This is a genomic window from Eggerthella sp. (assembly GCF_048329335.1).
GTDB classification, from domain to species: Bacteria; Actinomycetota; Coriobacteriia; order Coriobacteriales; family Eggerthellaceae; genus Eggerthella; species Eggerthella lenta.
In genome coordinates, this window is the sequence record NZ_DBFEGU010000455.1 from 1 (window position 1) to 12900 (window position 12900).

4 protein-coding genes and 2 pseudogenes are annotated in these 12900 nt (G+C 65.4%); 4 read left to right on the top strand and 2 right to left on the bottom strand.

The window, feature by feature from the left end:
• Positions 1 to 1031 (bottom strand): annotated as a pseudogene (locus tag ACMO6A_RS13990) (hypothetical protein); the annotation flags it as partial.
• 499 nt (positions 1032 to 1530) lie between these two features.
• Here ACMO6A_RS13990 and ACMO6A_RS13995 point away from each other — a divergent pair.
• The 4 genes from ACMO6A_RS13995 to glmM all read left to right on the top strand — a co-directional run bounded on the left by ACMO6A_RS13995 (position 1531) and on the right by glmM (position 11708).
• Positions 1531 to 5067 carry a DNA-directed RNA polymerase subunit beta gene (locus ACMO6A_RS13995; protein ID WP_009306451.1) on the top strand — a complete coding sequence of 1179 codons (3537 nt, stop codon included), beginning with the start codon at positions 1531 to 1533 and terminating at the stop codon, positions 5065 to 5067.
• Positions 5068 to 9480 (top strand): DNA-directed RNA polymerase subunit beta', encoded by a 4413-nt coding sequence (locus ACMO6A_RS14000; protein WP_009607893.1) that lies wholly within the window; start codon positions 5068 to 5070, stop codon positions 9478 to 9480.
• 331 nt (positions 9481 to 9811) lie between these two features.
• A complete protein-coding gene (locus tag ACMO6A_RS14005; RefSeq protein WP_009607803.1) occupies positions 9812 to 10303 on the top strand; it encodes a phosphoribosyl-ATP pyrophosphatase in 492 nt (163 codons plus the stop codon).
• A 70-nt stretch (positions 10304 to 10373) separates the two neighbouring features.
• Complete coding sequence (gene glmM / locus ACMO6A_RS14010) at positions 10374 to 11708, top strand: phosphoglucosamine mutase (RefSeq protein WP_009306448.1); 1335 nt, start codon at positions 10374 to 10376, stop codon at positions 11706 to 11708.
• Between the two features lie 859 nt (positions 11709 to 12567).
• On the opposite strand, the pseudogene ACMO6A_RS14015 reads toward glmM, so the two are convergent.
• A pseudogene (locus ACMO6A_RS14015) lies at positions 12568 to 12900 on the bottom strand (polyphosphate kinase 1); the annotation flags it as partial.

The following is a 12900-nucleotide window of genomic DNA, read 5'->3' on the forward strand; positions in this document are numbered from 1 at the left end:
GCAGGGGAATCCGCCGCAGGGGGCTCTTCCTCGACAGGAGGCACGGTGGGTTTCTCGGGAAGCAGGCTCAGGCACAGCTCCTTTTCCTGTTTGTACCTGTTCGTCCAGCCTTCGTGGTACTGCGGCTGGCCGTGGTAGAACTCGGCCACGTGCGCTATCACGTAATCGCACAGCGTGGTGACGAACTGTTCGTCGGTCATGTCGTTCGTCAGCCCGGCGCCGGGGTAGTTGTAGCTGTTGTAATATGTTCCGTTCACGTAGCCGTCGGACCAACCGCCCACGAATTTGTGCCATCCCGACGTGCCGAACAGGTTCGCCAGGCCCCAGCAAAGGCCTTTGACGCTGTCGGCGCGATTCGAGATGTCGATGCCGCGGCTTGCGAGGTACGTTTCAGCGGGGACGTAGTAGTTGTCGTATGCGAAGGTGTCCTGCAGTGCCGAGAACTCCGCGGGGTCGGCGGCGTATGCCGCATGCCAGGATTCGTTCAATTGCTGGCCGATGTCGGTCAGCCGATCCGCGTTCCCGTCGTACAGGTCTCCCGAAATGTTCGCGCTGGGAACCCAGGAGAACATCCGGTACTTGACCGGGTCGAAATTGTAGCAATAGGAAATAAAGCTTTTGAGCGAGTATCGGTTGTCGAATTGATAGTAGCCCATTGCATGGTAGCCATCGCCCCATGAGAGCCCCTGGTCGTAGTTCTGGTTGCTCTCGAATCGGGCGAAGTACTTCATCTCGTTCGAGAGGCTGCGCAGCTGCGTGTTGGCTGCCAGCGGGACGGCCAGCGTCCGTGCGATTGGCGCGACGGGGTTGTCGGAGTAGAAGTCGGCTTTATCGTAGCCATCGGGCTTGGCGGCCGCGCCCGAAGGGGCGGAGTCGGCGCCGCCGGCCGTTCCTCTAGCGGAATCGGCGGCGTTGGCGGACGCATCGTCTTCTGGGGCTTCGTCCGCAAAGGCCGCGCCCGGCAGCAGGCCGCACGCGAGGGAGAGCGAAACACCCAAGGCGAGCGCCTTCGGCGTAGTGGATTGTCCCATGAGGACCTCCTAGTTCTGCAAGTATGCTGCGTTTCAAGTGCGTTCGTAGTGTGTTTGCGCGCCCGCGGGCGCGTTGAAACTTAAGTCTCGCATGCGATTGCGGGCGGAGCCAAGTCCCGATAGCCCGTTTCCACAGCTCCCTGACAAACAAAACAAACTTCAGCAGGGAGGTGAGCCTGATGATGAAGATCATCGTTTCGCCAAGTCAGCGACTTTTTTGCGGGGCTTTCCAGCTCGGAATTCGTCGAAGGGGTCTTGAACCGGCAAAGCTATCCAGCTCGCATAGCGTCGGCGGAGCCTCGAATCGACCGAAGATGCCGTCCCGATGTCGGGATCGGCCTGAAACCATACTTGCATTCTCCCAGATAAAAGGGCAAATCAACAAAGAATTTCCACAGTTCGTAAAAATTTTTCTTGACTCGACTTGACTTTCGACATATCTTAGGCAATTGCGACTTTTTCGCAGAAATGCGGGTGCACATGAAGGAGGAAAAGCCTCGTGGCTCAAGGAAAAACGACTGATCAGACCAGCCTTTACAGGGATCGGCGCAGCTTTGCGAAGATTCCGGACGTCATGGACGTCCCCAACCTCATCGCCATCCAGACGGACAGCTTTGAGTTTTTCAAGGGCGAGGGCCTGGCGCAAGCGTTCCAGGATATCAGCCCCATCGAGAACAACACCAAGGACATGTGCGTGGAGTTCGGCCGCCACGAGTTCGGCGAGCCGAAGTACACCGTGGACGAGTGCAAGGAGAAGGACGTCTCCTACCAGGCACCGCTGTTCGTGGAAATCCGCTTCATCAACCGCGAGACCGGCGAGATCAAGGAGCAGGACGTCTTCATGGGCGACTTCCCGCTCATGACGCCCCGCGGCACGTTCATCATCAACGGCACGGAGCGCGTCGTCGTCTCCCAGCTGGTGCGCTCCCCGGGCGTGTACTTCGCCTCCGAGCGCGACAAGGCGTCCGACAAGACGCTGTTCAACGCGAAGGTCATCCCCAGCCGCGGCGCGTGGCTTGAGTTCGAAACCGACAAGCGCGACATCCTGTCCGTGCGTATCGACCGCAAGCGCAAGCAGCCCGCGACGCTGCTCGTGCGCGCCCTCGGCCTGGCCGAGACGCGCGAGGAGATCATCGAGCTCCTCGGCAACGACGAGATGGTGCTGCGCACGCTCGACCGCGACCCGGCCACCACGAAGGAAGAGTCGCTGATCGAGCTGTACAAGCGCTTCCGCCCCGGCGAGCCGCCCACCATCGATTCCGCCCGCACGCTGCTGGAGGGTCTGTTCTTCAACCCGCAGCGCTACGACCTGGCGAAGGTCGGCCGCTACAAGATCAACAAGAAGCTGGGCTTCGACCCCGACTACGAGGCCTCCACGCTCACTGACGACGACATCGTGCGCACGATGCAGTACATCGTGGCGCTGCATGCCGGCGACGAGGGCGTGCAGACCGACGACATCGACCACTTCGGCAACCGCCGCATCCGCACGGTGGGCGAGCTGATCCAGAACCAGTTCCGTATCGGCCTGTCCCGCATGGAGCGCGTCGTGCGCGAGCGCATGAGCATGCAGGAGCCCGACGAGATCACGCCGCAGAGCCTCGTGAACATCCGCCCCATCGTGGCGGCCATCAAGGAGTTCTTCGGCTCCTCGCAGCTGTCCCAGTTCATGGACCAGACGAACCCCGCCGCCGGCATCACGCACAAGCGCCGTCTGTCGGCTCTGGGACCGGGCGGCCTGTCCCGCGAGCGCGCCGGCTTCGAGGTGCGCGACGTCCACACGTCCCACTACGGCCGCATGTGCCCCATCGAGACGCCTGAAGGCCCGAACATCGGCCTCATCGGCTCGCTGGCCACCTACGCCCGCATCAACCCCTACGGCTTCATCGAGACGCCGTACCGCCGCGTCGTCGACGGCAAGGTCACCGACGAGGTGGACTACCTCACGGCCGACGAGGAGGAGAACTACACCATCGCGCAGGCCAACGACCTGTTCGACCCCGAGACGCGCAAGTTCGGCACGTTCGACGACCAGGGCGTGTTCCACGAGGCCGTCCGCGTGCTCTGCCGTACGAAGGACGCCGCCGGCGTGTTCGGCGAGCCCGACGAGGTGGCGCCCGAGCTGGTGAACTACATGGACGTGTCCCCGCGCCAGATGGTTTCGGTGGCCACCTCCCTCATCCCGTTCCTCGAGCACGACGACGCGAACCGCGCCCTCATGGGCTCGAACATGCAGCGCCAGGCCGTTCCGCTGCTGCGCCCCGACGCGCCGCTGGTGGGCACCGGCATCGAGCACCGCATCGCGGTCGACTCCGGCGAGATCCTGGTCGCCCAGAACCCGGGCGTCGTCGACTACGTGGACGGCCAGACCATCATCGTGCTGAACAACGACGGCGAGTACGACGAGTACCTCGTGCCGAAGTTCCAGCGCTCCAACCAGTCGGGCTGCATCAACCACCGCCCCATCGTCCGCAAGGGCGACGAGGTGCAGGCGGGCGACGTGCTGGCCGACGGCCCCAGCTGCGACGGCGGCGAGCTCGCGCTCGGCCAGAACCTCATGGTGGCCTACATGCCGTGGGAAGGCTACAACTACGAGGACGCCATCATCGTGTCCGAGCGCGTGGTTGCCGAAGACCTGCTCACGTCCATCCACATCTCCGAGTACGAGGTCGACGCGCGCGACACGAAGCTGGGTCCCGAGGAGATCACCCGCGAGATCCCGAACATCTCCGACGACATGATCAGCGACCTCGATGCCGACGGCATCATCCGCGTGGGCGCCGAGGTGTTCCCGGGCGACGTGCTGGTGGGCAAGGTCACGCCGAAGGGCGAGACGGAGCTCACGGCCGAGGAGCGCCTGCTGCGCGCCATCTTCGGCGAGAAGGCCCGCGAGGTGCGCGACACGTCCCTCAAGGTGCCCCACGGCTCCGGCGGCCGCGTCATCGGCATGAGCCGCTTCAGCCGCGACGCCGGCGACGAGCTGGCTCCGGGCGTCAACGAGCTCGTGCGCATCTACGTGGCCCAGAAGCGCAAGGTGCAGCAGGGCGACAAGCTGTCCGGCCGCCACGGCAACAAGGGCGTCATCTCCCGCGTGCTGCCGGTGGAGGACATGCCCTACCTCGCCGACGGCACCCCCATCGACGTCATCCTCAACCCCCTGGGCGTTCCTTCCCGAATGAACGTGGGCCAGCTGCTGGAGAACCACCTCGGCTGGGCTGCGAAGTGGGGCTGGGACGACGCTGAGGAAACCGACGCCGTGGTGGAGGGCCCGATGCACGTGGCCACGCCGGTGTTCGACGGCGCCACGGAGAAGGAGATCTCCGATGCCATCGAGAAGGCGAACCGCAACCTCATCAACAAGAACCATGCCACGTACGGCGACCTGGCGCGCGACGAGTTCGTGCCGCAGCTGTCCCGCACGGGCAAGACGTGGCTGTACGACGGCCGCACGGGCGAGAAGTTCCGCGAGCCCATCACCGTGGGCCAGAGCTACATCCTGAAGCTCGGCCACATGGTGGACGACAAGATCCACGCGCGCTCGACCGGCCCCTACAGCCTGATCACCCAGCAACCGCTGGGCGGCAAGGCGCAGTTCGGCGGCCAGCGTTTCGGCGAGATGGAAGTGTGGGCGCTGTACGCGTACGGCGCATCGAACGTGCTGCAGGAGATCCTCACGGTGAAGTCCGACGACACCGCCGGCCGCGTGAAGTCCTACGAAGCCATCGTCAAGGGCGAGAACATCCCCGCCCCCGAGGTGCCCGAGAGCTTCAAGGTTCTCGTGAAGGAAATGAAGTCGCTGTGCCTGAACGTCGAGCTGGAGGGCCACGATCATCGCACGATCGACGTGACCCAGGACATCGACGGCCAGGAAGACGGCGATCGCGCGCTGTACGAGGCCATCGCGGCCGACGCGCGCAAGACCGAAGAAGACGACGCGGCCAATGCGCTCGACAGCATTGCCGCCGAGCTGGGAGAGCTGATGGGCGATAGCAACAACGATACGAACGACCTGATCGGTGAGGGAGAGGAGCGATAAATGACGACGGAATTCGACGTGAGCAATTTCGACGCCCTGCGCATCTCGCTCGCCAACGCCGAGGACGTGCGCAGCTGGTCGCGCGGCGAGGTGAAGAAGCCCGAGACGATCAACTACCGTACCCTCAAGCCCGAGAAGGACGGCCTGTTCTGCGAGAAGATCTTCGGCCCGACGAAGGACTGGGAGTGCGCCTGCGGCAAGTACAAGCGCGTGCGCTTCAAGGGCATCGTCTGCGAGCGCTGCGGCGTCGAGGTGACGCGCAGCAAGGTTCGCCGCGAGCGCATGGGCCACATCGAGCTGGCCGCCCCGGTCAGCCACATCTGGTACTTCAAGGGCTCGCCCTCGCGTCTGGGCTACCTCTTGGACATCGCACCGAAAGAGCTGGAGAAGGTGCTGTACTTCGCATCCTCCATCATCACCTCGGTGGATAAAGAGGCCCGCGAGGAGGACGCCGACGAGCTGCGCGACGAGCTGGCCGCCGACCTCGAGGAGCTGGACGCCGAGCGCGACCGCCTCGTGGAGGCCACGCGCAAGCTGTCCGTGGACTACGTGCCCGAGGACGACGACTTCGTTGACGACGTGGACGAGGACGAGCGCATGACGGCCGAGGAGGTCGACGAGGAGATCGCCGACATCTACGAGGAGTTCAACGAGCGCAAGGCGCTGCGCCAGGACGCTTTCGACGCCTTCATGAAGATCGAGCCGAAGCAGCTGGTGCCGGACGAGGCCCTCTATCGCGAGATGCGCCTCAACTACCGCGACTACTTCACGGGCGGCATGGGCGCCGAATCCGTGCGCGACCTGCTGGACGCCATGGACCTGGCCGCGACGGCCGACGAGCTGCGCGACGTCATCGCCAACGGCAAGGGCCAGAAGCGCGCCAAGGCCATCAAGCGCCTCAAGGTGGTCGACGCGTTCCTCAAGTCCGAGAACAAGCCGACGGACATGATTCTCGATGTCATCCCGGTGATCCCGCCCGACCTGCGCCCCATGGTGCAGCTGGACGGCGGCCGCTTCGCGACGTCGGACCTGAACGACCTGTACCGTCGCGTCATCAACCGCAACAACCGCCTCAAGCGCCTGCTGGACCTCGGCGCGCCTGAGATCATCGTCAACAACGAGAAGCGCATGCTGCAGGAGGCCGTCGACAGCCTGTTCGACAACGGCCGCCGCGGCCGTCCTGTCACGGGCCCGGGCAACCGCCCGCTGAAGTCGCTGTCCGACATGCTCAAGGGCAAGCAGGGCCGCTTCCGCCAGAACCTGCTGGGCAAGCGCGTCGACTACTCCGGCCGTTCGGTCATCGTCGTCGGCCCGCAGCTCAAGCTGCACCAGTGCGGCCTGCCGTCGCAGATGGCGCTGGAGCTGTTCAAGCCCTTCGTCATGAAGCGCCTGGTGGAGCTGGAGTACGCCGCCAACATCAAGGCCGCCAAGCGCGCCGTCGACCGCGGCGCCAGCTACGTGTGGGACGTGCTGGAAGAGGTCATCACCGAGCATCCCGTGCTGCTGAACCGCGCACCTACCCTGCACCGTCTGGGCATCCAGGCCTTCGAGCCGGTGCTGGTCGAGGGCAAGGCCATCAAGCTGCACCCGCTGGTCTGCACCGCCTTCAACGCCGACTTCGACGGCGACCAGATGGCCGTGCACGTGCCGCTGGGCGCCGAGGCGCAGGCCGAGGCCCGCGTGCTCATGCTGTCCGCCAACAACATCAAGTCGCCGGCCCATGGCCGTCCGCTGACCGTGCCCACCCAGGACATGATCATCGGCCTGTACTACCTCACGGCCGCCCGCGACGGCTTCGAGGGCGAGGGCCGCTCGTTCATCGACTTCGACGACGCCATGAACGCCTACGACGCGCGCGCCGAGCTTGACCTGCAGGCCAAGATCTGGGTGCGTCTGACCAAGGACACGCAGGTGGCCACGGCCTTCGGCGTGTTCGAGGAGCACAAGGCGGGCGAGCGCATCGAGACCACCATCGGCCGCATCACGTTCAACAACGTGCTGCCCGAGGACTACCCGTACCTCAACTACGAGATGAACAAGAAGGAGATCAGCCGCCTCGTCGAGGACGTGTGCAACCGCTACGAGCTGTCCAGCGTGCCGGCGATTCTCGACGGCCTCAAGGACGCGGGCTTCCACTACGCCACGCGTGCCGGCGTCACCGTTTCGGTGTACGACGCCACCGTGCCGCCGAACAAGGCCGAGATCCTGGCTGCCGCCGACGAGAAGGTCGCGGCCATCGACGAGGACTACGAGATGGGCCTCATGAGCCCCGACGAGCGCCACAAGCAGGTCGTCGACATCTGGAACGCCGCGAACGAAGAAGTCGGCGAGGCCATGGCCGAGAACTTCGACAAGTTCAACCCCATCTACATGATGGCGTTCTCCGGCGCTCGAGGCAACATCAAGCAGATCCGCCAGCTGGCCGGTATGCGAGGCCTCATGTCCGACCCGAAGGGCGAGATCATCGACCGCCCGATCAAGGCGAACTTCCGCGAGGGCCTGTCCGTTCTGGAGTACTTCATCTCCACGCACGGCGCCCGTAAGGGTCTCGCCGACACGGCGCTGCGTACCGCCGACTCGGGCTACCTGACCCGCCGTCTGGTGGACGTGGCCCAGGACGTCATCATCCGCGAGATCGACTGCGGCACCGCCGACGGCGTGCCGTACCCGCTGCACAACGAGAAGGGCGACGTCGACGAGAACCTCATCGGCCGCTGCCTGCTCAACGACGTGGCGGGCGTCGACGGCGAGGTGCTGCTGGCCGCGGGCGAGTACATCACCCATATGGACCAGCTCAAGGCCATGGACGCGGCGGGCGTCGAGACGCTCGTCATCCGCACGGTCATGACCTGCCATGCCGAGCACGGCGTGTGCCAGAAGTGCTACGGTTGGGATCTCGCCACGTCGCGTCCGGTGAACATCGGCACGGCGGTGGGCATCATCGCCGCCCAGTCCATCGGCGAGCCCGGCACCCAGCTGACCATGCGCACGTTCCACACCGGCGGCGTCGCCGGCGAGGACATCACCCACGGTCTGCCTCGTGTCCAGGAGCTGTTCGAGGCGCGCAAGCCCAAGGGCCTCGCCGTCCTCGCGGAGATCTCCGGCACGCTGCAGATCTCGGGCGACAAGCAGTCCAAGACCATCACGATCCACGACCAGCAGGGCAACTTCCGCGAGTACGTCGTGTCGGCGCGCGCCCAGATGCTGCCCGGCGTGATGGACGGCTGCGAAGTGAAGGTGGGCCAGCAGCTCACCAAGGGCTCGGTGAACCCGCACGACCTGCTGCGCCTCACCGATCCCAATACGACGCTGCGCTACATCGTCAGCCAGGTCCAGGGCGTGTACGTGTCCCAGGGCGTGGACATCAACGACAAGCACATCGAGGTCATCGCGCGCCAGATGCTGCGCAAGGTGGCCGTCATGGACGCCGGCGAGTCCGACTTCCTGCCGGGTCGCCAGGTGAACCGCTTCGAGTTCGAGGATGCCGCCAACGCGCTCATCGCCGAAGGCAAGGAGCCGCCCGTGGGCCAGCCGCTGCTGCTGGGCATCACGAAGGCGTCGCTGGCCACGGATTCGTTCCTGTCGGCCGCCTCGTTCCAGGAGACGACGAAGGTGCTCACCGACGCCGCGATCGAGGGCAAGATCGACCACTTGGCCGGCCTCAAGGAGAACGTCATCATCGGCAAGCCGATCCCGGCGGGCACGGGTCTGTCGCGTTACCGCGAAGTGGGCCTCACCTACAAGGGTCGTCCGGTTGCGCCGGTGGTGGGCGAGACGCTGCCCGACTTCGCGCCGGAGGCTTTGCGCGATATCGAGGAGCTGCTGCCCCAGCCGCAGGATTGGTCGCTCGACGGCGACGGCTACCTCAACATGGGCACGAACTACGGTAGCTACTACAGCGGGCTTTCGCTGGGCCATCGCGGCCCGCAGCTGTCCGACGAGGACGCGCGCCTGTACATCTACGACGACCTGGGCGTGTCGCAGCGCTGGGCCAACAAGTTCTCCGAGGCGGGCATCGAGACGGTGGCCGACCTCGTGGGCCACACCGAGGAGGACCTGCTGCGCATCGAGGGCATCGGCGTGAAGGCCATCGAGGAGCTGAAGGAAGGCCTCGAGGCCCACGATCTGACGCACGTGATCGAGGACGACCTCGCGGCTACGAGCGACGACATGTCGCAGCTGCTGGACATGGTGTTCTCGCCCGATGACACCATCCTCATCGGCGGCGACGAGCCCCCGACCTTCAACACCGAGGGCGAGGACATGCTGGGCGAGGCTCTGCCGCCGCGCTCCTACCAGCGCAACCTGGAAGAGCTCGACGCTCTGCTGGGCTCGGTAGGGTCGCTCGGCTTCGGCCTGACCACCAAGGAGTCCGAGGAAGCTTCCAACGCCGACGACGACGTGGAAGAATAAGTTCGACCTGCGGGGGCGCGCTTGGCGCGCCCCCTTTGCTTGCGGCTCTTGTGGCGGAGGATGCGGCGCAATGCCCAGTCGCTCAGACAGTCCTGCTCGCACGAAACGTCCGCTGGACGTTTCGGCTCGTGCGGAACTCGCTTGGTGGGCAACGCGCCGCACCCTCCTTCGCGAGTCTCTTGTCATCCTGAGCGGAGGCGGCGCAGCTGCCGGAGTCGAAGGATCCCGTGCGGCGCCAGCGGGTACGGCTGCGACCTGCGAGAGGCGGTCGGACCGGGACTCGCTGGAAAAGGGTTCTACCTGTGCGGTTCTCTTTAGTAGGAGGAGCATCATGTCTCAGAAAACCTATATCCCTTCCGGCGAAATGCCGCCTTCGTCGCAGATCGGGGCGACGTTCGAGGCGCTTGCCGCCACTATCGCAGCCCGGCGCGAGGCGGGGGAGGAGAGCTACACCTATCGTCTGCTCACCGGCTCTCCCGACGGGGTGCTGAAGAAGGTCATGGAGGAGGCGGGCGAGACGGCGCTTGCGGCGAAGGACGTGGAGTCGTGGGCGTGCTCGTCGCTGGCGGCATCGATCGCGGCAAGCGGCGCTGTCGACGAGACCGACGAGCTGGCCGTCGATCTGCCGCCCGAGTACGACGCGGCCATCGATCATCTGCGCTACGAGGCGGCCGACGTGGTGTACCACCTGCTCGTGGTGCTCGAGCGCTACGGCATCGGTCTCGACGAGTTCGCCGCCGAGCTGAACAACCGCATGACCGACGCGGAACGCCCCGAGGGCGGCGTCCGCTTGCATGAAGACCATGTGAAACGGGGGAAGTAGACCTTCCGGCGGTTATCCGCCGCCTCGAAAGCCCCGCTTACTTTGTTGAACCTGCTGGAAAGGAAAGAGCATGGCACGTTTATTTGGAACGGATGGGGTTCGCGGCGTCGCGAACAAGGAGCTGACGTGCGAGACGGCCTTCAAGCTGGGTCAGGCCGCCGTGGCCTTCCAGGGCAAGACCATCCTCATCGGCAAGGACACGCGCCTGTCCGGCGACATGCTGGAGTCGGCCGTGGCGTCCGGCATCATGTCGATGGGCGGCACGGCGCTCCTGGCCGGCATCATCCCGACGCCCGCCATCGCGCTTCTGGTGCGCGAGCTGCACTGCGACGGCGGCATCGTCATCTCGGCGTCGCACAACCCGCCCGAGTACAACGGCATCAAGCTGTTCGACGGCCAGGGCTTCAAGCTGCCGGATGCGGTTGAGGACGAGATCGAGGCTTATCTGGCGGCGGGCGGCCCATCGGCGGACGAGCTGCCGAACGGCGACGAGGTGGGCGTGGCGCTGCCGGTGGACGACGCCTGCGAGCTGTACATCGCGCACGCGGTGTCCACGGTGGCCGGCGAGGGCATCGACTTCGCGGGCCTCAAGGTGGCGCTCGACGCAGGCCATGGCGCATCCTGCATGACCAGCGCCGAGGCGCTGCGCCGTCTGGGCGCCGAGGTGGTTTCGATCAACGAGGACTTCGACGGCACCGACATCAACGTGCAGTGCGGCTCCACCCATCTCGAGCCGTTGCGCGCGCTCGTGGCCGAGACGGGCGCCGATGTGGGCATTGCGCACGACGGCGACGCCGACCGCGTCATGCTTGTGGACGCGAACGGCAACGAGATCGACGGCGACGTGGTGGAGGCCGTGTGCGCTATCGACCTGCACAAGCGCGGGCTGCTTGCCGGCGGCACCGCCGTGTCCACCGTCATGTGCAACCTCGGGCTCTCGCATGCTCTGCGCGATGCGGGCATCGAGCTCGTCCAGACGAAGGTTGGCGACCGTTACGTGCTGGAGGCCATGCGCGAGGGCGGCTTCGTCCTGGGCGGCGAGCAGAGCGGCCATATGATCTTCCTCGAGCACAACTCCACAGGCGACGGCTTGGTGACCGCCCTGCAGTTCCTGGCCGCTTGCCGGCGTGCCGGTTCCTCCATCGAGGATGTCGCCAGCGTCATGACGCGTTTCCCGCAGACGCTGATCAACGTGCGCGTGAACGACAAGCACGCCGTGGACGGCAATGCGGCTGTGCAGGCCGCCGTCGAAGCTGCCGAAGCGGAGCTGGGCGATTCGGGTCGCGTGCTGCTGCGTCCTTCCGGCACCGAGCCGGTGGTGCGCGTCATGGTGGAGGCCGCCAGCGCCGAGGAGGCCGACCGCCACGCGCAGGCCATCGCCGCCGTGGTCGAGCGCGAGGCGTGATTCCGCTGTCATCCTGAGCGAGCGCAAGCATTCGACAGTCCAGCGGACTGTAGAACTCCCGAGCACGCGAAGCGAGCGCAGGGAGGCCCCGCGAAGCGGGGACGCGAAGGATCCCGTGCGGCGTCAGCAGGAAGTCTTTCTGCCGGTGCCGTATTCGGGATCCTTCTATTGCGTAGTGCGCGCTTCGGGACGAAAAGCAAGCAGGGTTGCCCCCCCCCTGCGTGCGGGCAAGTTCCCGACTTATGCGTACCTCTGCCATCGAAAACGCCCAAAAAGCACCATGTACGCGACTTATGTGCACCTCGGAAGCGGCCTGCGCGATCGAAGTATTTCATAGCTAACTTTTGACCAGGCTTTTTATTGGGCGACGCTTTGCCGCTTCGTCTGAAAAGGCCGTTTCGGCGTGGCAGAGGTGCGCATAAGTCATGGACAGAGGAGATTTCTCCGGTTTTCGTTGCAGGCGCTCCGTTTGACGGGGTGCCGCCACGTTCGCGTTCGGCCGATCATCGTAGGCAGGATCAAACAATGGCGCTTCGTCTTCGAAAGCGCCGGCTACCGCTTCGACGCCGAGTCGGGCCGCGTGCTGTGCTTCTGCTGCGATCCGGAACGCTTCTGGAAATATGTCGGCCGATGAGGAAAGGCGAGTAGCGGGAGGGTGGCAAGGCGGCAACGCTCAGCTGCGGCCTCTTGCGCACTCGCGCGCTTCATGGGATCGTGGTCGTTGCGACAGGGACGCGGCCGCGATATGCGCGCCGGTCGACCGCGGCATCCTCGGACTGCGCTCCTGCCGCATCATCCGAAAGCAACGCCCTCGGCTCCGAAGAGCCGAGGGCGTTTTCATGCGAGAGGAAGCGTGCCCTTATCGCACGAACAGGCTGAGGAAGCGCACGAGCAGGCTCGGCTTCTTCGCACCGCGCGTTGCGGGCGGGGCTGCCACCATGCCCTGCTCGGCGCACGGGCGCTCGCCGACAGGAGGTTCGATGGCGTCGGCTTCGAGTGCCGGGGCGGTGGCAGAGCCGACCGGAATAGCGGGCGCGGTTGCGGGCGCGATCCGGGACGATGCGGCCACGGATGCCTGAACGGCGGCTTCCGCAGCCGCTTCCGCCTCGCGCGCGGCCGCAGCCGCAGCGCGTTCCTCCGCGCGGATGCTCGCCTCGTCCTCGGTCATCTCGTGTGCCGCCATCAGCTGGGC